Here is a 21,949-nt window from a genome sequence, read left to right as displayed (position 1 = left end):
CGAACACTACTACTATAATAATCGAAGTGTAGGGAGATTGTCCATTATATTTTCACAACGACATTTTCGTCACCGACAATTTCACGAAGTGCTCCTAGACATTCTTCACTTGGATGAATCGATAAACTTCGAGATAATTGTACCATTTTATGTTCCTTTTCATAATAAATTAGTACTTTCGTAAAACCTGAATAATCAAACAATATTTTCGTAACTTGATTTACAAGCTTTTTTTCATATTGAGACGGCAATTTCACGTAAACAGACGCTTCTTTCATCCCTTCATAAACATCCATTTCTTCTAGCGGATATAGTCCATTCACGATCCATTGCAACTTATGATTTCTTTGCTCGATCGTACCATCAACTAAAACGATTGCACCTTCTTGTAACCTGTCTGAAAAATGTATATACGTTTCTGGAAAAATAACGGCTTCCATTTCATCATTTTGATCACAGAATGTAATAAACGCCATCTTTTGCAACTTTTTCGTACGAATAACTTTCACACTTGTTATATATACGATCGCTCTTTGTACTTTTTTCTTATGTCGCATCGCCTGAGCAAGAGATGGAATTTCTAATTCTTTTCCTAGCTCCGCATACTGCGCTGTCGGATAGCTAGATAAATAAAAACCGAGTGCTTCCTTCTCTTTATTTAACTGTTCAATAAAGGATAGCTCTTCTCCTTGTACGTATTTTGATTTCGGAACAGCATCCCCTAAATCAAAATCACGTGCAAGATTCGCATACTCCAACGCTCCTTTAAGACTTCTCCATAACGTCGTCCTCGAAACACCAAAACCGTCAAAACAACCAGACCAGACAAACGCTTCTAAATTTCGCTCTGTTACAAATTTTGATGGCATACGAAGACAAAACTCAAATAAATCTTCGAACATTTTTTCCTCTCGTTCTTCGAGTAATGCCGTCACGGTAGCCATTCCGATATTCCGAATCGAAAGTAAACTATATCGAATCGCATTCCCTTCTATTTGGAAGTTGTAACCACTTCTCTGAAGAGACGGCGGTAAAACGTGAAAACCTTTCCGCTTCGTTTCTCGTACATACTGCACAATCTTATCTTCATTTCCAATTGCACTTGATAATAACGCAGTCATAAATTCCAGCGTATAATTTGCTTTTAAATATGCAAGCTGATATCCGATCATACTGTAAGCTACAGCGTGACTTCGGTTAAAACCGTAATTCGCAAATCTTACAATTAAATCATAAATTTGTTCTGAAGATGTCTCATCGTATCCGTTTTCCAAACAACCTTGAACAAAATGCTTACGTTCTTGATCTAAAATATCACGATTCTTTTTACTCACTGCACGGCGCAGCAAATCCGCTTCTCCAAGCGAAAATCCAGCTAACTTCGATGCGATTTGCATAATTTGTTCTTGGTATACAATTACGCCGTATGTTCTTTCTAAAATCGGCTTTAAATCCGGATGTAAATATTCAATTTGTCTTTTCCCATGCTTCGATTCAATAAAGGTTGGAATTTGTTCCATCGGTCCTGGTCTGTATAACGAGTTAACAGCGACTATGTCTTCAAATTCATTCGGTTTTAACCCACGAAGTACATTTCGCATACCACCTGATTCAAGCTGGAATACACCTGTTGTATCCCCTCTTCCTAACAATTGAAACGTCTTTTCATCTTGCAGAGGTAAATTTCTTATATCAATTTGTTTCCCAGTTTTTTCAACAATAAATTTTATAATATTTTCAAGTAACGTTAAATTACGTAAGCCTAAAAAGTCCATCTTGAGCAATCCAAGTTCTTCTAATGCATCAGCTGGATATTGCGTAACATAAACATCGTTATGCCCTTCTTGAATCGCTACACTTCCCGTTAACGGTTCTTGGCTCATAATAACGCCAGCTGCATGAATAGACGTATGACGCGGTAATCCCTCTACACGTTTTGCAATTTCAAACACACGCTCATGTAACAGATTCCCTTGTATAAACTCACGGAGCGATTGCGATTCCTCATATGCATCTCTTAACGTTATACCAAGCTTTGATGGGATAAGTTTTGAAAATATGTCAATATCTCTTGGCAGGAGCCCCATTACACGAGCAATGTCTCTAATTGCGGCTTTCGCTGCAAGAGTTCCGAACGTTACAATTTGAGCAACACGAAGCTGACCATATTTATCTTTCACATATCGAATCATCTCATCACGTCTTATATCTGGAAAATCAATATCAATATCTGGAAGTGTCACACGTTCAGGGTTTAAAAACCTTTCAAATAATAATTCATATTCAATCGGATCAATATCTGTAATTTCCAATACGTAAGAAACGAGTGAACCAGCTGCCGATCCACGGCCTGGCCCAGTTAAAATATGATTTTCATGTGCATATTTCATAAAGTCCCATACGATGAGGAAATAATCGCTAAATCCCATACGAGAAATAACATTTAATTCATGATTCAAACGTCCTATATGCGCTTCTTTCGGCGTACCATAGCGTTTCTGCAAGCCTTCTTCACAAACACGGCGCAAATACGTATCATTCGTCTCGTTAGATGGAACAGGAAATTTCGGTAATTGATTTACATGGAAAGGAATTTCTACTTGGCAACGTTCCGCGATTGTTATTGTATTTTGAACCGCTTCCTCAGCATGAGAAAATAGTGCTCCCATTTCATCCGATGACTTTAAATAATACTGATCCGTTTTCATTCTCGGTCTATCTGGATCAGTCATTTTCGTTCCGCCTTCAACAGATAATAAACATTCATGAACAAGTGCGTCACTTTGATTAATATAGCGAACATCATTTGTTGCAACGACTGGAACGTTTACCTTATTAATAAATTCAGGCAGTTTTTCTTGTAAAAGCAGTTCATCTTGAATTGCATGATGCTGCAAACTTATATAAAAATTGCTGAACATATTTTGATACGTATGAGCTACTTCTTCAGCCCGACTCTCTTTGTCTTCTAATAATAGCTGTTCAATCTCTCCGTCTTTCCCTGGTGAAATTGCAATTAACCCTTTCGCATAATGAGCAAGCCACTTCTTCGGGATACCTTCTTTTGACTTCGTCATAATGCTGCTAGAGATCTTTAATAAATTTTGATAGCCTAGTTCATTCTCAGCAAGTAAGACGAGTGGATAAGACCTTTCTTCTTCTTCACTAAAAATAGAAGCTGTTAAGCCGATAATAGGCTGTATACCATTTTTCTTGCATGCTTTATAAAACGGAATAACTCCATACATAACATTTTCATCTGTAATGGCCAGCGATGAAAATCCAAGCTCTTTCGCCCGAATGACAAGCTCATCAATTTTACAAGCACTTTTTAATAAACTAAAAACGGTTTGACATTGTAAATGCACAAACTTCACTGTTGTACCCTCTCTTTACCTATGTGACTACTTTTATTATAGGTGATGAGGAAAGCGGAAATCAAAACATACTTCTCATACTTTGTCCATATATATGAAGAAGAAAGGGGAATGACGATGGATGTAAGAGAACATACTTTTTTCTCTCTGCTTATTATTAGTTATTTTATTGCCTTTGGAGTTATACTTGGTGGTTCATTAATAGGCGGATTTGGTGCATTCCTCATCGGAAAACCAACTCTAACTTATATTAATCAATTCGCCCAAAATTTAAGAATTTGGGCACTCGTTGCAGCAATTGGCGGAACGTTCGATACCTTTTATAGCTTTGAAAGAAGCTTCTTTGGCGGAGATATGAAAGATATCGTAAAACAAATTCTCCTTATTTTTTTTGCAACTGGCGGTATGCAAACTGGTCTTATTATTATTAAATGGCTTACACAGGAACATGTATGAGAGTACCCAGTGCCAATACAGCCAAAAGGTGGTATTTAGTTTTAGCTGGCGCTGCTGTTGGAGGAGTTTTGAGCTGGTTTGTTTTTTTGTACATATACGGTGTTTTTCAAGAAGAACAAACTAGTAAAATAGCAGAACAAAAAGAAATTATCGAAAAACAAGAAGCAAAACTCCACGTCCTTCTCGAAGACCAAGAGAAATTGAACACAGAAAATAAACGGCTCTTAACAATTCAAGAAATCAAAATAAAAATTATAAATCGAAAAAAATATGATTTAGACAATCTTACACTTGAAAACATGACCACTTCTATCCATAATGATCTCCAGCATCTTTTAACGAAAAACATTCAAAGCATCGCAAAAAATAAAGACCTGCTCAAAAAAGTCATCGAAAATAAAACGTACAAACATTACGATCGTATATACCGCTTTAAAGTAGACACAGTCTCTTTTGATACCGTACTTGAAATTAGTATTGATATAGAGAAAGAAAAATAAAAAAAAGGAGGGCTTCAGTGCCTCTCCTTCTCTTTCGTTCAACATACAATTTTTATCTACACAGCTCACGTAAATCAGCAAACAGGCGATCTGCTTCTTCCCAAGAAGATGCTTTTGCACCAGAAGCCATCGGATGTCCTCCGCCATTATATTGCATTGCTAACTTATTAATAACTGGTCCTTTTGAACGAAGACGAACACGAATAACATCATCTTCCTCTAAAAATAGAACCCACGCCTTTAATCCATCAATATTACCAAGTGCCCCGACAACACCAGATGCTTCAGTAGAAAGTACATCAAACTCTTCTAGTACCTCTTTCGTTAATTTAATGTACGCTGCACCTTCTTCTACCATTGTGAAGTTTTGTAAAATATAACCATTTAAACGAGCGATTTTTTCTTTTGTCTTATACATTTCATTGTATAAATCTGTGAATTTTACATCCATGTCAACGAGTTCACTTACGTAACGAAGTGTTTTCGCTGTTGTATTCGGGAATAAGAAACGACCTGTATCCCCAACAATACCCGCTAAAATAAGACGAGCTGCTTCTTTCGTTATCTGTAATCCTTTATCTTTTCCATAACTGTAAAACTCATAAATCATTTCACTTGTAGAACTTGATGTCGTATCTACCCACGTAATATCTCCGTACGGATCTTCATTCGGATGATGATCAATTTTAATTAGCATCTTCCCTTTTGCATAGCGTTGATCGTCAACACGTTCTTGGTTCGCAGTATCACATACGATAACAAGTGCATCTTCATATACACTATCTTCAATATCATCCATTACTCGTAAAAATGATAAAGAAGGCTCGTTGTACCCAACCATATAAATATTTTTCTCTGGAAACGATTCTTGCAGAATTGTACCAAGTCCGCACTGAGAACCTAACGCATCCGGATCTGGACGTACATGACGATGAATAATAATTGTATCAAACTCTTTAATTGCTCCTAAAATTTGCTCATGCATATGTATAATCTCCTTTTTATTCAACTTCTTCATTTTATCCCGCATTAACGTGTAGTAAGACTCCCACCTCAAAAGTATTAAAAACAATGGGGCAAAATTAATTTGGAGCCTGAATGCACGTAAAAGCCCGATTGGTGAGGGCTAATAATTAGTACGTGGGATCTCCCCACACTAATTAAAGTTTCACTTTATCCCCCATTATAACGGAAAACATTTCATACATGCGAACAATTGCTTTATAATAAAAGTTAGAAAGTTTAGATTTTTCTTTTTTCTAAATTGTTATTTTTATACCAATCGATGGGAGCGTGTATTATGCCAATATTCGTCTTTTTTATTATCATCTCTTTTGTGTTGTACCTCTTCTATAAAACAAAGTTCTTTCGTACAAACCGTCCAATGGAGAAAGGTTGGCTCTCAGGAAAATCCGCAATGGCACTCGGCTTATTCGTCCTATTCTTTGGGATAAACCAATTCTTTTTAGAACTTTCAACTGCACGCATTATCGTTGGTGTTTTGTTTATTTTACTTGGCAGCGCGAGTACATTTAATGGATTCCGCCAATATAAACATTTTCTACCATTAGCAGTCAAAGAAGCCGAATCTTATAAAACAACGTAAAAAAGCATCAACATTGTGATGCTTTTTTACGTCCCTTCACTTTCAAAATCATATATGCAACAAACGCAGATGGTATATTAAAGGGATTACCTTGCACGTGAAAATGTAATTGTTCTTCTTCAAAAGACATCTGTTTGTATAGTTCTTGCTGAGATAATCCTGTTCGTTTCTTTTTTTCATTTAATCCTTGTAAGTATAAGTATTGAATTGGTATCATCACAAGGAAATAAAAGAGTGCGATACCACCAAAAAAGAGTAATTCTGCTGACATATTGCATCCCCTTCCGACATCCATTATCTTACAATCTAATTATATCATAGTATACATTCTAAATGAATTAATATTCTGTTTTTTCTAATTATACAATCATCTCTCCTTATATATATTTCCCGCTAAAACTCTTCCACATCTTTAGTAATAACTTCCAAACTCAATAAAATAAAAAAGATGGAACAAACCAAAGCGGTCTGCTCCATCTTTTTATTTATCGATCAACTGCACCATAAGTAATGCTTTCCCGACAACATTACCTTCATGATGCACTTCTACATCAATCTTACCAAATTTACGCCCAATTTCTAATACTTTCGGATGAACTGATACAACATTATCAATTTGAACTGGCTTTACGAAATAAATGGTTAAGTTTTCAACAATTAAATCGCTCTTCTTCTGCGCACGAATGACACGGTTTGTTGCTTCTGTCACAATTGTTGTGAATACACCGTAAGATAACGTCCCGATTGAATTCGTCATTTGTGGCGTCACTGAAAATTGATACAAATGCTCATTTTTCGCTTCTTTCGGCGTCATAAATTGGTTCGTTACAATGTCATCAATTGTTTCCCCAACTTGCGGTTGACGTTGAATCATTTGCAACGCCTGAAGTACATCTTGGCGACTAATGATCCCTTGCAATTTATTCCCTTCTTCCACAACAGGAAGTAACTCAATACCTTCCCACACCATCATACGTGCTGCAGCTGCGACGGACATTTTTCCGTTTACCGTAATTGGATGCTTTGTCATCACTTTATCAATTGGTGTTTCTTTCACGACACCAATCATATCTTTTGAAGTTACAATACCTAACACCTTTTTATTTTCATCAACAATTGGATAACGTCCATGCATCGTTTCTTCATTATACGCATGCCATTGCTGTACTGTATCATTTGGCTTTAAATATAACGTTTCTTCAATTGGCGTTAAAATATCTTCAACGAGTACAATTTCTTTCTTGATAAGTTGATCATAAATTGCACGGTTAATTAACGTTGCGACCGTAAATGTATCATAACTACTTGAAATAATTGGAAGCTTTAATTCGTCTGCTAATTTCTTCACATGGTCTTCCGTATCAAATCCGCCCGTAATTAACACTGCTGCCCCTGCTTCTAGTGCTAATTGATGTGCGTTCGTACGGTTACCGATGATAAGTAAATTCCCTGCTTCTGTATAGCGCATCATCGCTTCTAATTTCATAGCCCCGATTACGAATTTATTTAATGTTTTATGTAGTCCTTCTCTGCCTCCAAGTACTTGACCATCGACAATGTTAACGACTTCTGCATATGTCAGTTTTTCGATATTCTCTTTCTTCTTTTGTTCAATTCGAATTGTTCCGACACGTTCAATTGTACTAACATACCCTTTATTTTCTGCGTCTTTAATTGCACGGTAAGCTGTCCCTTCACTTACACTCAAATCTTTCGCAATTTGCCTCACAGAAATTTTATGCCCTACCGGCAGGCTATTAATATGTTCTAAAATTTGATTATGTTTGGTAGCCAAATGGTTTCACCATACTTTCTTTTCCCTAAATTCTTCATGTGTTGTATTTTCAGTATACTATATTTTCAAAACTGTTACACTCTCTCTTTATATGCCTGTACCATTTTTTTTATAACAAAATACCCCTTACATTCCACCAGTCATTCTATTACAACAATGTAATGCTGTTGTCATCTCGTTCGATAGTTTGTCCACCCGATTCCATATACAATTAAGACAAGAAATGAAACAAAGGAGCGAATACATGATGAAAAAATTTTTAGAGGTTGTAGGTGCTGTATTTTTAGCTTTCGTAGATGGGAAAAAAGTTGCAATGGAGTTGAATGAAACACCCGAACAGCCACTTCCAAAAAGAAAAGAATCACCAAAACAAGCGCAAACTTTAAAAACTGTACTACACACATAAAAAACCCTTCACTTGTCATTTCAAATGAAGGGTTTCTTTTTTATAGTGTAATACTTTCTCCAGCTTCTAATACTTTCCCTGTACAATTTTGTAGCTTTTCTACAAATTGATATGGATCTTGTTCAATAACTGGGAACGTATTGTAATGCATCGGTACAACTGTTTTCGCCTCTATCCATTTTGCTGCTAACACAGCATCTTCTGGCCCCATTGTGAAATTATCGCCAATTGGTAAAAATGCTAAATCAATATTATTCAGTTCTCCAATTAACTTCATATCAGAGAATAAAGCAGTATCTCCTGCATGATATACCGTTTTCTCCTCTGCTGTAAACAAAATACCAGCTGGCATACCTGTATATGTAATCGTCTTATTTTCTTCATCAATATAACTAGAGCCGTGGAATGCTTGAGTAAATTTCACTTTTCCAAAGTCAAATTCATGTGAACCACCAATATGCATTGGATGCGTATTTACACCTTGCCATCCTAAAAATGTCGCTAATTCAAACGGTGCCACAACGACCGCATTATTGTTCTTTGCTAACGCTACTGTATCCCCAACATGATCACCGTGTCCGTGCGATAAAATAATCGCATCAACTTTTACATCTTCAGCCTTTAAATCTGTTTTCGGATTTCCCGTTAAAAATGGGTCAATTAAAATAACTTTTCCATTCGTTTCAATCTTTACAACTGAATGCCCGTGATACGATACTTTCATCATTACATTCCTCCCCTATTCACATTCTCACTTTTTATTCTACATGATTTCTCAATTCCCTGTCTTTTCTAACATCGATTTACTTGTCATAACGCTTTCCTCCGATGTAAAGTTATATTTGTAATTAAATATCTCGGGGGTGCCAATCGATGAATGCTAGATTAGAAAATTTAATGCAATGGCTAAAAGAAAAAAACGTAGAAGCTGCGTTCTTAACTTCTACACCGAACGTTTTCTACATGACAAACTTCCACTGTGAACCACATGAAAGACTACTTGGTATGTTCGTATTCCAAGAAAAAGAGCCTATTTTAATTTGTCCTAAAATGGAAGAAGGCCAAGCGCGTAACGCTGGCTGGGCACATGAGATTATCGGATTTACTGATACGGACAGACCATGGGATATGATTGCAAAAGCAATTAAAGATCGCGGTATTGATGCAAATGCAGTTGCAATTGAAAAAGAGCATTTAAACGTAGAACGTTACGAAGAATTAACAAAGTTATTCCCAAATGCAGCTTTCAAATCAGCTGAAGAGAAAGTTCGCGAGCTTCGCTTAATTAAAGACGAAAAAGAACTTTCTATTTTGCGTGAAGCGGCTAAAATGGCAGATTATGCTGTTGAAGTTGGTGTAAATGCAATTAAAGAAAATCGTAGTGAGCTAGAAGTATTAGCAATTATTGAGCATGAATTAAAAACAAAAGGCATCCATAAAATGTCATTCGATACGATGGTATTAGCAGGTGCAAACTCTGCTCTTCCACACGGTATTCCAGGTGCAAACAAAATGAAACGCGGTGATTTCGTACTATTTGATTTAGGTGTAATCATTGAAGGTTATTGCTCTGACATTACGCGTACAGTAGCATTTGGTGATATTTCTGAAGAACAAACTCGCATTTACAACACTGTACTTGCTGGACAACTACAAGCAGTTGAAGCATGTAAACCAGGTGCTACATTTGGCGCAATCGATAACGCTGCTCGCTCTGTTATCGCAGATGCAGGTTACGGCGACTTCTTCCCGCACCGCCTTGGTCACGGACTTGGAATTAGCGTACACGAATATCCAGATGTAAAAGCTGGTAACGAGTCTCCATTAAGAGAAGGTATGGTCTTCACAATCGAGCCAGGTATTTACGTACCAAACGTAGGCGGCGTTCGTATTGAAGATGATATTTATATCACAAAAGACGGATCAGAAATCTTAACGAAATTCCCGAAAGAATTACAATTTGTGAAATAATAAAAAAGGTAGCGTAATTGCTGCCTTTTCTATTTCTCTACTATTTCAAATTTCTCTACAATCATTTTTGATGGATAACTCTCAAGTGTTTGAGAAGACCATACTTTTATTTTATCCCCTGTTTTTAATTGATTATATGCGTCTTTATTCTTAAAACTCAAGACTGTATGTGATGGATGCTCTTTATTCATTTGTTGTTCCATATAATTTTGCAACTCTACTTTTGTTTTAAAAGTTTTATCACTGTCAAAAAATATTGTGCCATTTCTCAATATTACATACCCTTCTTTAGGTTCTTCTTTTACTCCTACTTGCTCCACTGTTTTCGTAGTACACGCTGATAATATGATTAGAAGTACACTTAAAAATATATGCATAGAAATTTTCATATTTCTATTCATTTTTAATCCCTCACTCTTCGCTATTTCCGCTTTAAAACCATCTTCTCTTCATACTTATCATCCCATTTAATCACAACCTCTATCGGTTCACCTTTAGATAAAGGCGCACAACTTACACAAGATGATTTCATTTCAATCCTTGCCCCTTTATGACTTTCTGACGTTTGTGTCATTGTACTAAACGCTTCATTAATAGCAATCTCTAAATTTTTTAATTCTGTATTTCCATCTCCGCCTTTATACTGAAACGTAAACATTCCATCTTCACTGTCATCCTTAATATGCCCTTTATATTGCCCCGTCCAACTTTTGCTCTCGCTAGAAAAAGTAACATACGAAAGCGAACAACTCCCTAAAAAGAAAATACTAATGAAAAAGAATAATGCTCTCTTCATAATGTCCCCCCATTCAAAAGCACTTATTTCTTGTCTATTTCTTCCTCTCATTATACTATTAATATACAGAATTTTCTAAAATAGGAGGTTTACATGTTAAAACAACAGTTAGAAGAAATTCGTGATAATAATTACGTAATCAATGGTGCTCTCAATATTGATTCTTTAAGTTCAAGTATGCTTCAACATATCGGTGTTACTGATAGCTATTTAAGGGACAAACTCATTTACTCTACTTTTTATCATCTAATCAAGAAGGACTATATTTCACACACCCACTTACAGAAACTATTATCAGAAAGCATCAGTGAAAAATATTTATTTTATAAGATTCATTCGGATAAAGACGATGCTGTATTTACCCGTGCATTTACAACATTATTAATCGCACTCATTATTGATGCTGATACAAATCATAATTTCTTATCACAGACTGATATTTTAATTGTAAAAGATCAATTGATTCTATATATGAACAATGAACATGATTTCCGTGGATATGTTCAAGACCACGGCTGGGCACATAGTATCGCTCATGCTTCTGATACATTTGAGGCGCTCGTTCGTAGTCCTAAACTGGAAACTTTATATTACGAAGAAATATTACAAACTTTATTAAACAAAGTTTGTGTCCATTCCATCTATTACAAATATGAAGAAGACGAGCGTCTCATTTATCCGATTGTCGCAATGCTACAAAATGGTCTAAAGGAAGAGGTACTCATATTAGCCCTTCATGATTTAGTAGCTCAATTACCCATCCAAAAACAAACATTACATATTAAATCGTACGAATACCTATACGGAAATATAAAATCTTTCTTACGCAGCTTATTTTTCAGACTACGCACACTGTCTATATGTGAAGAAACCGAAAGCGAAATTGAAAAATTATTACAAGAGCTTCCAAAATATTATTAAAAAAGAAGGCCACTCAAAAAGTGCCTTCTTCTATCTCACTAATATTTATTTGAAATTTCACGATCCAAACTGAGAAAAGGTGGACAAGAAACGCAAACACCATACATGCTCCGCTTAAAAAAGTTAATATAGGATGCGAATACACATGCCCTAATCCATAAGATGCTCCTACGAAAAACATTGTTATGTAAATATAAATTGCTCCATGTATTTGCCTCATATAAGCCTCCTTTTCCCATATTATAACATAAATTTTCTGATTATTCACATTAATTAATTGTGATCAATATTTCTCAACTGTTACGCCTCTTACAGCCGCCTTAATATATGGTGCTCCTTGTAAACCTTGTAAATCCTCTGTTTTCCCTGTTACGACTACACCGTATATTTGTAAGTCTTTCGGTTCGATGTTTTTTATTTCATTATAGTTTGTCCTAAAATACTCTTGAAATCCCCCTTTATTTTCACTTAAAGATTTCATAGATCCAAGAAACCCCATTGAGTTCCCTTCAATATCCTTGTACTCGTCTTCCTTCTTATCAGCATAACTACCCTCAAAACCAAAAATGTTCATTGATACCTCTGCATTTAACACCGCTCCGGTTTCAGGATCTACTAGTCCTGTATACGTCTCTGATTTCGTTTCATCATATGTATCTACCCAAAGCCACACAGGTCGTATTCCTTCAGGAAGCATTTTCACTACTTCTTCCGCTGTATATGCCTTATCAAAAGATAGCGCTACCTCTGCAACTTTATTCTGCAATTCACTAATTCTCTCTAAATCATTCACATAGTTTAAATACTTTACAAAAGGTAAATAAAACCGCATTTCTCTTTGCATTGTCTGTCTATTGTAATCTTGTCTTGTCTCAAATTCTGATTGTTTATTTATCTTTTCTTCATCTAAACCTGTATTTCCATTATAATTTATTTGACTATAACCAAAGATCGAATACTCATAAATTTCATCGATCCATTTAACTGGTTGTCCTTGAATGTTTTTATAGGAACTGTACATCATTGTACCGCTAGCTATTCCCATACTTAGTTTTGTATGTCCATTAAAAATAATATTAGGGCCTTGAACACTGTGATATAAATATACTCTCTGATCCATTTCTCGCTTATTCTTTTCATTAAAATAAATTAACAAACTCATACTACCTATAATCAAGACTAATGTCACAACTACTGAAAGTACTAGGTTTCTCCAAAACTGTTTCCTTTTCGCTCTCTTCATCAAAGTCTTCATCTGCTTATCATCCATATTCAAATCAAAGTCCTTCCGACTCATTATTTCTCCTCCTATACAATTTTTTAAATTGATTTCTTGCACGGTACAAACTTGTTTTCACTGTTTCTTCTTTCATACTTAATAAAATGGCAATTTCCTTATAAGATAGTTCATATTCATATTTCAACAGTAAAATAGGACGATAATCCTCCGTCATCGTCTCCAGTATTTCTTGTACTTCTCCTTGCAGTTCACTTGTTAAAAGCACTTCATCTAATGACTTTTGACCAATAAGAACGACCGATTCAATCGCAATTGGATTTAGTCTTTTTTCTTTTCGGTGTAAATCTCGGTGCTGATTGATCGCAACTCTAAATAGCCACGGCGTTAAATGCTCTAACGGTATTTCCTCCATCAGCAATAAAGCCTTATACAACGTATCTTGCACAATATCTTCCGCTTCTTTTCTATCTGCTCCAATCTTAATTAAGTACCCAAACACAGCTTTTGATTTCTCTATTAATAATGTTTCAAACGTATCATGGCTCATTCTGCTCTCCTTTCTATATACTCAACGTTTGAGAGCGTAAAATGTATACAGCTTTTCTTTAAAATTTTTTTCAAAATAAAAAGCACATCTATTTTGATGCGCTTCTCTCCAACATACTATTCTATTATTTCATTACTTCCTTCACAACATCTTGAATCATAACAACTTCTGTTTCCATATCAACAGACGGTGTTTCTTCATCAATACATTCATACCAAAACGCTAAATGCTTTTTATCAATTTCATGATGAGAATTTTCGACAAGAGCCTCGCCTTCTCCTTGCACAGAATACCAATATAAGTACTCTTCTCCATCTCTTATTTCCCGGAAAATTGTCTCTACATACATCTTTTCGTCGTTTAATGTCAAAAGCACTTCTTTCATATTATCATTAAGAAGCTGCATCCATTCATCTACGCGATGACTTTTACCTGGCTTGACTTTGAATCTTGTTAATTCTACGTTCATCTTTTATTCCCCCATTTTCTTGCGGACAAACAAAACATATTCTACTGGATTATGGAAGCTTAATTTACTAGCTAATTTTTGCGATGGAATGTTATCTACATTACAATCCCAGCATGGTGTAATATGATTTTGTATACACTGTTCAATGAAACGTGTTGCGACAGCTTGAGCTAACCCTTTCCCTTGATGTGCTTCATGTGTTGCAATATCAATTTCAGCAAAACCATTCCCGCTAAATATTGAGACGCATTCGGCTACAATCATCCCATCTTGTTCCATACAAAAACCAAAGCCGTTATTTAAAAACACGTCTTTTGATCCCCAATATTCTTTGTAATAATCCTCTGTAAATTCATTACTTCGTTCTATATCACTTTTATCAATACGTTTAATTTCATATGTATTTTTGTTTAATTCTATTTTTCTATCTTCAAAAAATTCTCTTTGAAATTGAAATGTCATTCGTGGGATTTTCCGAAATGTATTACTAAAGCACTCTTCAATCATCATTTCCCACTCTTCACTCGAAGTGAAGAGTGTAAATCGTTTCTCTGTTTTTTCAATAGCCACTTTTAAATATGCAAATAGATCTTCGTTATAATTTTGATCATCCGTATCACCAAATAAATAATAGATACCATTAGCTGTACGAATTAATCCTGCTGTTAACTTCTCGTTGGCAAAAATCTCACCATCTATCATTTGGTCACATACCGCATAAGCAAACGTCGTTGTTCTTGTATTACTTTCTAAAATCGGAATGATTTTTCTATACTCGGCTACAGATAATTTTTTCATAACTGCTCCACTTTAATCGTATCAGCTTCTATATTTTCAAAACAAAGATTTACTGTTCTCTTTAATGCTCTCGTTCTATGAATCGTGCATGCTGGAATTAAGATAGAATCATTTGGCTTTAAAACCGCCGTCTCTCCATCTTCAAAATCGATAAGTAGTTCTCCCTCTAACACAATGAATAATTCATCCGAATTAGAATGGTAGTGCCAATCATATTCACCAGTAAATACAGCGATTCGTAAGCAATGACTATTTATATTTGAAACGACGAAGTTTTTATGTTGATCTTGAATATCTTTTGTTAACTCTAATAGATTTACTGTTTCCAAAGTTCTTCCCACCCAATCCCCTCTTCTAATTTCCTTTTTTTATTCAATTCCAAATTATCACAAAAAACAATATCAAAACAAGCTATATTTCACGTAAAGTTTTATTTACTTTTTGTAAAGTTTCATTTACTTATTACCTAAAAATGGATATAATAAATGTAACAAATTTACAAAAAGGAGACTTTGTATATTTGATTAAAAATAAGGTGAAACAATTCCGCGTCGTTAGAGACATCACCCAAGAGCAATTAGCTTCCTCTGTTCAAATCACTAGACAATCCCTCATCGCTATCGAGAAGAATAAATACAACCCAAGTTTAGAATTAGCATTGAAATTATGTGAGTTTTTCAACTGTAAAGTAGAAGATTTATTTCAATTAGATAAAACTGGGGAGGAAAAAGAATGAAAAATACTTTTAATCAAGAGTTCATTTCGCATCTTACCATTTTATTGTTAGGTTCAACTTTTCTTTATTTCGATAATAATGATGAAGAAAAGATTAGTTCTGTCCTTCTATTCGCTGGCGTATACATACTCTTAGCCTTAATACTATTCGTAGTGAAACGAATATTCTTTAAGAAAAAAAAGAATATCCATTACCTGAAATGGATGAAAGAATCGAGAAGATGAGTTTAAAACTTATGGCACAAATTTTCGGCCTATCTCATTTAATCGGTTCTGCAATACTATTTATTTTATATATCACTGACAAAAATTCGATGATACGAGTTGAGTATGCCTTGTATTACTTGTTCGGCATTCTTTTCTTCACAATGATGTTCGGCTTGAAAATTGTGAAGAAATTAGATAATTAGTTTAAACAAAAAGACCCTTCCTACAAAGGAAAGGTCTTTATTTTATTTCTATTATGATAAAGCAGGAGCTTTTTCAAGAAGCTCTTTTGCATCAGCGTATTGTAAGCTGTGCGCTTCTGCAACTGCTTCGAATGTTACGTAGCCATCTAATGTGTTAATACCTTTTAATAATGCAGTGTTGCCTAGGCAAGCTTCTTTGTAGCCTTTGTTAGCAATTTGTACTGCATATGGTACTGTTACGTTTGTTAATGCAAGAGTTGATGTACGTGGAACCGCACCTGGCATATTTGCAACTGCATAATGAACAACGCCATATTTTTCGTAAGTTGGGTTGTCATGAGTTGTAATACGGTCAGTTGTTTCGAAAATACCACCTTGGTCAATCGCGATATCTACAACGACAGAACCTGGTTCCATTGATTGAATCATTTCTTCTGTTACAAGTTTTGGCGCTTTTGCACCTGGGATTAATACTGCACCGATTACAAGATCAGATTCTCTTACAGCTTCTGCAATATTGTAAGGATTAGACATTAAAGTTTTTACTTGGTTTCCGAAAATGTCATCTAATTGACGAAGACGTTCTGCACTTAAGTCGATGATTGTTACATCTGCACCTAAACCTACTGCAATCTTCGCTGCGTTTGTACCAGCTTGACCACCGCCGATAATTGTTACTTTGCCGCGTTTCACCCCTGGAACGCCTGCAAGTAAAATACCTTTACCGCCTTTGTTTTTCTCAAGGAACTGTGCACCGATTTGCGCAGACATACGACCAGCTACTTCACTCATTGGTGCAAGTAATGGTAAAGAACGATTGTCTAATTGTACTGTTTCGTATGCAATTGATACCACTTTGTTATCAATTAATGCTTTCGTTAATTCTGGCTCTGGAGCTAAGTGTAAGTATGTGAATAAAATTAAACCTTCGCGGAAATAACCGTATTCACTTTCAACTGGCTCTTTTACCTTCATAACCATATCTTGATTCCATGCTTCTTCAGCAGTTTCAACAAGTTTCGCACCAGCTTGTACGTATTCTTCATCTGTAAAGCCTGATCCTACACCTGATCCTTTTTGAACAAAAACTTCATGACCATTTTGTACTAAATGTACAGCTCCCGCTGGCGTCATTGCCACGCGGTTTTCATTGTTTTTAATTTCTGTTGGAATACCGATACGCATTATTAGTTCCCCCTTGAGTTATGAAATGACCCCTGAATCATTTTTTTAAAGCGCTTTCTATACTCTTATATTCTAACATAATATCTCAATATTTGACAAAAAATAATACAAGTTTTCCGATAGATTTAATCTTACATGAAAGGACAGTATTATCCGTACCTCTCAGTATAAAGGATAAACTGTCCAATTATTCGAAACTTCACTTTATTTAATTCTATCGATGTCTATGAATAACATCAACAGCGCCTGTTACTTCAATAATCGTGCCAGTAATCATATCAGAATCGTCCTCACATAAAAACGAAATGGTTCTTGCGATATCTTCCCCTGTTCCAGATCTACCAATTGGTGTGTTACTACCTTTCAGATTTCGTGCTTCTTCAATCGTTGCCTCTTTCATTTCACCAATTATATCACCAGGACATACCATATTCGCAGTAATACCGTATTCAGCTTCTTCGTATGCGACTGTTTTCGTTAAAGAAACAAGTCCGACTTTCGCAGCTGCAAAGGCTGAACGATAAATCCATCCAGGCGCGCTATCTGCCCCTTGAAATCCATAGTTAATAATACGGCCAAATTGCTGGTTTCTCATAATCGGTACGACAAGTTTTAATAAATGAAACACCGCTGTTAAATTACCCTGGATCATTTCATTCCATTCGTCTTCTTCGTAATCGACTAATTTTTTCCTTTCAAATACGTAAGGACCAGCATTATTAATTAAGAAGTCAATTTTGCCAAAACGGCTCATCGCTTCTTCTACTATTTTATGTAAATCTTCCTTTTTCGTGACATCAGCTTGCACGAACTGTAGACGTTCTTCCATATTTTTATATGTTTCTTTCATTGTTTCCATAGCACTTGTATCGCTATGATATGTTACTGTTACTGAATATCCTTTAGCCAATAACTTTTCTGTTACTTTCTTTCCTAAACCTTTCGTACCGGCTGTAATGAGCGCGTGTCTCACAAACATGCCTCCTTTTAAATTGCTATACTCCATATGTAACAAGTTCTCGCTTCAATTACAACTAAAATGAATTAAGGCAAAGTTTTCAAAATTCTGTAACGTTTCCGACAAGCACATTACCAAAATTTGTTTTATAATAAAGTTGTAAACGGTAATAAAAATGATTGGGAGGAATTTACTATGAATAATACATATACAAATATTTTAATTGCGGTGGACGGTTCTAAAGAAGCAGAAAAAGCCTTTAAAAAAGCAATTCAAGTTGCAAAACGAAACAACGCAACATTAACAATTGCTCATATCGTTGATGTAAAAGCATACTCAGCAGTAGAGGCTTATAGCCGCGCAATTGCTGAACGTGCAAATCTATTTGCAGAAGACTTATTAGAAGACTACAAAAAAACTGCGCTTGAAGCTGGTCTTGAAAAAGTAGAAACTGTATTAGAATTTGGTAATCCTAAATCTAAAATTTCAAAAGAAATCGCTCCAAACAATAAAGTGGATTTAATTATGTGTGGTGCAACTGGTTTAAATGCTGTAGAACGTTTCCTAATTGGTAGCGTCTCTGAACATATTATTCGCTATGCGAAATGCGATGTCCTTGTTGTTCGTGGTGATGAGGAGCAAGGTGATCTTTAATTTATAATTAAAACACCAAGTCCACATGGGCTTGGTGTTTTTCATTTCACAAACTTCACTATAAATACAAGACAAGCCACAACAACAACGGTAACTGCCAACACATAGGGCGGAAGGAATTTCAAAGACCATAGCGCCATCATTATCGTCGCAACAGTTAAATACGTTTGCTTTGCATCTTCTGTCATTTTTTTACGAAGTAAGAAAACATACACATAACCGATTGGCGGCGTAATGAAGCAAAGAACATATATAATTTTCGATTTTAAATACCACTTTTGTTCGCCAAGTTTCTTTATGTCTTCTTCTATTCTCTTACTCTCTTGTTCTCTCACTTCTTCTTCAATCGGATCTTCCTCCACTCCTCGCCTTTCTTTCATATAAGGAAGAAAATGCATGAAAAAATAACATGCAAATACAATTGCCCAAAATTCAATATCCAATCTTTCTGGTGGAATATGCTCACTAAAAAATGCAGCAGCAATCACTAAAGAAAAACAATACGTTGTCATCCAAAATGAACGTTTTCTCTTTTTCCGTTCTATTTCTTTTTTATCTTTTACTTCTTGTACTTTCTTTTTTCTAGAGAGCCATACAGAAATACAGCAATCTACTACAAATAAAGTAAAGATAAATATTGCTATATGTATTGTTTCCACATTCTCAAATGAAAATATTTTTGGGAATGCAGCGTGTAATACAATTAGCGTATACAAAATTAACCCTACAAAATAAATACGTCTCATTTTTCATTCCTTTCTTATTTCCTAACATTACATTAACATACATTTTTTAGAAATAGACGGACAAAATATATGTGTTTAGAAAAGGAGGATGCTACATGGATGATTATGAACGTATTATTTTAGATGTGAATGATACAGAACTCGAAATGTTAAATACGATTCGCGAGCATTTTAAAGAAAAACATGGTGTTGAACTAAGCCACGGTGCATTGCTTCGAGATTTAATGGATATTGAATACATTCGAATTACAGAAGATCGACACAAGTATGATTAATCAATGAAGCTTTAAGCCTAGAACATATTGTTCTAGGCTTAATTAAATCCATACGAAAAGGTAAGGTACTTTCTAAAAAAGCACCTTACCTTCTATATCATATATCATTTAACTTCCAACAAACTCTATTGCTAACCCCTTAGCCTTCTCCAAAGCCTTTTCAATCTGTTCAAATCCTGTCCCACCAGCACTGTTACGACGCTTTACAGCTGCATAAGGTGAAAGAACTTCATATAAATCTTCTTCAAATAACGGACTCATTTCTTTATACGTTTCAAGTGGTACATCTAATAAATAGATTCCTTTTTGCGTACAATGAAGAACTAGTTTCCCGACAATTTCATGAGCTTGACGGAACGGCAGTCCCTTGCTTGCTAAATAGTCGGCAATTTCTGTTGCGTTAGAGAAGTCTTGCGTCACAGCTTGCCCCATTTTTTCTTTGTTTACAGTCATCGTTTCAAGCATGCCTGCCATAATATGAAGGCATCCTTCTACTGTTTTCACTGTATCAAACATTCCTTCTTTATCTTCTTGTAAGTCTTTATTGTAAGCGAGTGGCAATCCTTTCATTACTGTAAGTAAACTGAATAAATTACCGTATACTCTGCCCGTTTTACCACGAATAAGTTCCGCCATATCCGGATTTTTCTTCTGCGGCATAATACTGCTTCCTGTTGCGTATTGATCGCTCATTTCAATAAATTGAAACTCTTGGCTACTCCATAAAATAAGTTCTTCGCAAAAGCGTGATAAGTGCATCATAAGCATAGATGAGTTACTTAAAAACTCCAGTATGAAATCACGATCACTTACCGCATCTAAACTATTTTCATAGATTCCATTAAATCCAAGAAGCTCCGCACTATACTCTCGGTCAATCGGGAATGTTGTACCAGCTAGTGCTCCTGCTCCTAATGGTGAAATGTTAATACGCTTTAACGAATCTTCATAACGATTCACATCGCGCTCTAACATCCAAAAGTAAGCAAGAATATGATGCGCAAATGAAATTGGCTGTGCACGTTGCAAGTGCGTATAGCCGGGCATAATTGTTTCAATGTTATTTTCCGCTTGATGAACAAGAACAGTTTGCAATTGTTTTGTAGCTTTTATAATATCTTCTACTTTTTCTTTTAAATACAAATGCATATCTGTCGCTACTTGATCGTTACGGCTTCGACCTGTATGAAGTTTCCCTCCTACTTCACCGATTCTTTCAATTAACATCTTTTCAATATTTAAATGAATGTCCTCAGCCTCGACTGAGAAATTCAATTTATTTCGTTTCGCTTCCTCTAGTAAATATTGAAGCCCTATCTTTATTTTCTCTGCTTCCTCTTTCGTAACGATGCCTTGCTTTGCTAACATCGTTACATGTGCGATACTCCCTTTTATATCTTGATTTACTAATTGTTGATCAAAGGAGATGGATGCTCCAAACTCTTCAACCCACGCTTCCGCTTCTTCTGTAAAACGTCCGCCCCAAAGTTTGCTCACGCTTCCACCTTCTTTTGATTCACTTGGCTGTATACTTTCGTAGGTAAACCGAATAATGAAATGAATCCAACTGCTGCATCATGATTAAATTCATCCTGGGCAGTATACGTTGCTAATTTTTCATCGTATAAAGAGTACTCAGATTTACGCCCTTCTACAATCGCATGACCTTTAAATAATTTCACACGCACTGTACCTGTTACATTTTTTTGCGTTTCTTGTAAGAAAGCATTGAGCGCTTGTTTTAAAGGTGAGAACCATAAACCGTTATAAATTAATTCTGTTAGTTTTTGCTCAATCATCGGTTTGAAATGAGCGACCTCTTTCACAAGTGTTAAATCTTCAAGTTCTTTATGCGCTGTTATTAATGTCATTGCTGCTGGGCATTCATATACTTCACGAGATTTAATACCGACAAGGCGATTTTCTACATGGTCGATACGTCCAACGCCATGTTTGCCAGCAAGTGCATTTAACGTTTTAATTAGTTCTGAAAGTGGGTATGCAGTGCCGTTTAAAGTCGTCGGTACTCCTGCTTCAAATCCGATTTCTACAAACTCTGGTTTATTCGGTGTATCTTCTAATGCCAACGTCATCTCGTATGCGT

Annotated in this window: 27 protein-coding genes and 1 pseudogene; 10 read left to right on the top strand and 18 right to left on the bottom strand. The window is 35.5% G+C overall.

Going from position 1 to position 21,949, the window contains the following annotated elements; genetic code table 11:
• Positions 1-44: 44 nt before the first annotated feature.
• Complete coding sequence (gene dnaE / locus MR066_RS21720; RefSeq protein ID WP_242248492.1) at positions 45-3,377, bottom strand: DNA polymerase III subunit alpha; 3,333 nt, start codon at positions 3,375-3,377, stop codon at positions 45-47.
• 42 nt (positions 3,378-3,419) lie between these two features.
• Here dnaE and MR066_RS21715 point away from each other — a divergent pair, with 42 nt between their 5' ends.
• Positions 3,420-3,833 carry a YtrH family sporulation protein gene (locus tag MR066_RS21715; protein WP_002015507.1) on the top strand — a complete coding sequence of 138 codons (414 nt, stop codon included), beginning with the start codon at positions 3,420-3,422 and terminating at the stop codon, positions 3,831-3,833.
• Complete coding sequence (ytrI, locus tag MR066_RS21710) at positions 3,830-4,333, top strand: sporulation membrane protein YtrI (protein ID WP_002088948.1); 504 nt, start codon at positions 3,830-3,832, stop codon at positions 4,331-4,333. The genes MR066_RS21715 and ytrI overlap by 4 nt, the downstream gene beginning before the upstream one ends.
• Positions 4,334-4,385: 52 nt before the next feature.
• Here the strand turns inward: ytrI and MR066_RS21705 are convergent, their stop codons facing one another.
• Positions 4,386-5,318 (bottom strand): DHH family phosphoesterase, encoded by a 933-nt coding sequence (locus MR066_RS21705; protein WP_012261810.1) that lies wholly within the window; start codon positions 5,316-5,318, stop codon positions 4,386-4,388.
• A gap of 315 nt (positions 5,319-5,633) precedes the next feature.
• Here MR066_RS21705 and MR066_RS21700 point away from each other — a divergent pair, with 315 nt between their 5' ends.
• Positions 5,634-5,939, top strand: coding sequence for a YtpI family protein (locus MR066_RS21700; protein WP_242248490.1), 306 nt, complete (start codon positions 5,634-5,636; stop codon positions 5,937-5,939).
• 7 nt (positions 5,940-5,946) lie between these two features.
• Here the strand turns inward: MR066_RS21700 and MR066_RS21695 are convergent, their stop codons facing one another.
• Positions 5,947-6,210 (bottom strand): DUF3949 domain-containing protein, encoded by a 264-nt coding sequence (locus MR066_RS21695; RefSeq protein ID WP_113935720.1) that lies wholly within the window; start codon positions 6,208-6,210, stop codon positions 5,947-5,949.
• A 210-nt stretch (positions 6,211-6,420) separates the two neighbouring features.
• Positions 6,421-7,734: a CBS domain-containing protein gene (locus tag MR066_RS21690; protein ID WP_002088951.1), complete on the bottom strand. Its 1,314-nt coding sequence runs from the start codon at positions 7,732-7,734 to the stop codon at positions 6,421-6,423.
• A 244-nt stretch (positions 7,735-7,978) separates the two neighbouring features.
• Between MR066_RS21690 and MR066_RS21685 the strand changes: the two genes are divergently transcribed.
• Positions 7,979-8,140, top strand: coding sequence for a hypothetical protein (locus MR066_RS21685; RefSeq protein WP_100248390.1), 162 nt, complete (start codon positions 7,979-7,981; stop codon positions 8,138-8,140).
• A 40-nt stretch (positions 8,141-8,180) separates the two neighbouring features.
• On the opposite strand, the gene MR066_RS21680 is transcribed toward MR066_RS21685, so the two are convergent.
• Entirely contained in the window at positions 8,181-8,864 is a 684-nt protein-coding gene (locus MR066_RS21680) for a metal-dependent hydrolase (RefSeq protein WP_113935787.1), read from the bottom strand.
• 149 nt (positions 8,865-9,013) lie between these two features.
• On the opposite strand from MR066_RS21680, the gene pepQ reads away from it, so the two are divergent.
• Positions 9,014-10,111, top strand: a complete 1,098-nt coding sequence (gene pepQ / locus MR066_RS21675; protein ID WP_219303661.1) for a Xaa-Pro dipeptidase — start codon at positions 9,014-9,016, stop codon at positions 10,109-10,111.
• A 29-nt stretch (positions 10,112-10,140) separates the two neighbouring features.
• Here pepQ and MR066_RS21670 read toward each other — a convergent pair whose 3' ends face one another.
• Together MR066_RS21670 and MR066_RS21665 are read right to left on the bottom strand one after the other, a co-directional pair.
• On the bottom strand, positions 10,141-10,512 hold the full coding sequence (locus MR066_RS21670) for a DUF3221 domain-containing protein (protein ID WP_215551593.1): 372 nt from the start codon (positions 10,510-10,512) through the stop codon (positions 10,141-10,143).
• 20 nt (positions 10,513-10,532) lie between these two features.
• Entirely contained in the window at positions 10,533-10,907 is a 375-nt protein-coding gene (locus MR066_RS21665) for a hypothetical protein (RefSeq protein WP_219303665.1), read from the bottom strand.
• A 93-nt stretch (positions 10,908-11,000) separates the two neighbouring features.
• Between MR066_RS21665 and MR066_RS21660 the strand changes: the two genes are divergently transcribed.
• On the top strand, positions 11,001-11,828 hold the full coding sequence (locus MR066_RS21660; protein WP_242248489.1) for a DUF2785 domain-containing protein: 828 nt from the start codon (positions 11,001-11,003) through the stop codon (positions 11,826-11,828).
• Between the two features lie 13 nt (positions 11,829-11,841).
• Here the strand turns inward: MR066_RS21660 and MR066_RS21655 are convergent, their stop codons facing one another.
• From MR066_RS21655 to MR066_RS21630, 6 genes are all read right to left on the bottom strand, one after another.
• Positions 11,842-12,048: a hypothetical protein gene (locus MR066_RS21655; RefSeq protein ID WP_002129372.1), complete on the bottom strand. Its 207-nt coding sequence runs from the start codon at positions 12,046-12,048 to the stop codon at positions 11,842-11,844.
• 63 nt (positions 12,049-12,111) lie between these two features.
• A complete protein-coding gene (locus tag MR066_RS21650) occupies positions 12,112-13,125 on the bottom strand; it encodes an anti-sigma factor (protein WP_242248488.1) in 1,014 nt (337 codons plus the stop codon).
• Positions 13,106-13,615 carry an RNA polymerase sigma factor gene (locus MR066_RS21645; protein WP_242248487.1) on the bottom strand — a complete coding sequence of 170 codons (510 nt, stop codon included), beginning with the start codon at positions 13,613-13,615 and terminating at the stop codon, positions 13,106-13,108. The genes MR066_RS21650 and MR066_RS21645 overlap by 20 nt, the downstream gene beginning before the upstream one ends.
• A gap of 124 nt (positions 13,616-13,739) precedes the next feature.
• Positions 13,740-14,084: a DUF6176 family protein gene (locus MR066_RS21640; protein WP_242248486.1), complete on the bottom strand. Its 345-nt coding sequence runs from the start codon at positions 14,082-14,084 to the stop codon at positions 13,740-13,742.
• A gap of 3 nt (positions 14,085-14,087) precedes the next feature.
• A complete protein-coding gene (locus MR066_RS21635; RefSeq protein WP_242248485.1) occupies positions 14,088-14,882 on the bottom strand; it encodes a GNAT family N-acetyltransferase in 795 nt (264 codons plus the stop codon).
• A complete protein-coding gene (locus MR066_RS21630) occupies positions 14,879-15,211 on the bottom strand; it encodes a cupin domain-containing protein (RefSeq protein WP_063260724.1) in 333 nt (110 codons plus the stop codon). Before MR066_RS21630 ends, MR066_RS21635 begins: the two co-directional genes overlap by 4 nt.
• 143 nt (positions 15,212-15,354) lie before the next feature.
• On the opposite strand from MR066_RS21630, the gene MR066_RS21625 reads away from it, so the two are divergent.
• Together MR066_RS21625 and MR066_RS21620 are read left to right on the top strand one after the other, a co-directional pair.
• A complete protein-coding gene (locus MR066_RS21625) occupies positions 15,355-15,618 on the top strand; it encodes a helix-turn-helix transcriptional regulator (protein ID WP_002003636.1) in 264 nt (87 codons plus the stop codon).
• A pseudogene (locus tag MR066_RS21620) lies at positions 15,615-16,027 on the top strand (hypothetical protein). Before MR066_RS21625 ends, MR066_RS21620 begins: the two are co-directional and overlap by 4 nt.
• A 51-nt stretch (positions 16,028-16,078) precedes the next feature.
• Here MR066_RS21620 and ald read toward each other — a convergent pair.
• Complete coding sequence (gene ald, locus MR066_RS21615; RefSeq protein WP_098635277.1) at positions 16,079-17,212, bottom strand: alanine dehydrogenase; 1,134 nt, start codon at positions 17,210-17,212, stop codon at positions 16,079-16,081.
• Between the two features lie 214 nt (positions 17,213-17,426).
• Positions 17,427-18,218, bottom strand: a complete 792-nt coding sequence (locus MR066_RS21610) for an SDR family oxidoreductase (protein ID WP_242248484.1) — start codon at positions 18,216-18,218, stop codon at positions 17,427-17,429.
• A 147-nt stretch (positions 18,219-18,365) separates the two neighbouring features.
• On the opposite strand from MR066_RS21610, the gene MR066_RS21605 reads away from it, so the two are divergent.
• On the top strand, positions 18,366-18,824 hold the full coding sequence (locus MR066_RS21605) for a universal stress protein (RefSeq protein ID WP_002164984.1): 459 nt from the start codon (positions 18,366-18,368) through the stop codon (positions 18,822-18,824).
• A 41-nt stretch (positions 18,825-18,865) separates the two neighbouring features.
• Here MR066_RS21605 and MR066_RS21600 read toward each other — a convergent pair whose 3' ends face one another.
• A complete protein-coding gene (locus MR066_RS21600; RefSeq protein WP_242248482.1) occupies positions 18,866-19,570 on the bottom strand; it encodes a hypothetical protein in 705 nt (234 codons plus the stop codon).
• A gap of 95 nt (positions 19,571-19,665) precedes the next feature.
• Here MR066_RS21600 and MR066_RS21595 point away from each other — a divergent pair, with 95 nt between their 5' ends.
• Positions 19,666-19,845 carry a ProA domain protein gene (locus tag MR066_RS21595; protein WP_113935729.1) on the top strand — a complete coding sequence of 60 codons (180 nt, stop codon included), beginning with the start codon at positions 19,666-19,668 and terminating at the stop codon, positions 19,843-19,845.
• Between the two features lie 108 nt (positions 19,846-19,953).
• Here MR066_RS21595 and argH read toward each other — a convergent pair whose 3' ends face one another.
• Complete coding sequence (gene argH, locus MR066_RS21590; RefSeq protein WP_113935730.1) at positions 19,954-21,342, bottom strand: argininosuccinate lyase; 1,389 nt, start codon at positions 21,340-21,342, stop codon at positions 19,954-19,956.
• Positions 21,339-21,949: adenine nucleotide alpha hydrolase family protein (locus MR066_RS21585; RefSeq protein ID WP_472927095.1), on the bottom strand; the 611-nt coding region annotated here is incomplete at its 5' end. The genes MR066_RS21585 and argH, both read right to left, overlap by 4 nt.

Source organism: Bacillus cereus group sp. BfR-BA-01523 (assembly GCF_022662615.1).
Classification (GTDB): domain Bacteria; phylum Bacillota; class Bacilli; order Bacillales; family Bacillaceae_G; genus Bacillus_A; species Bacillus_A mycoides.
Note: the sequence above shows the minus strand (reverse complement) of the source record. Positions and strands in the feature narration are given on the sequence as shown.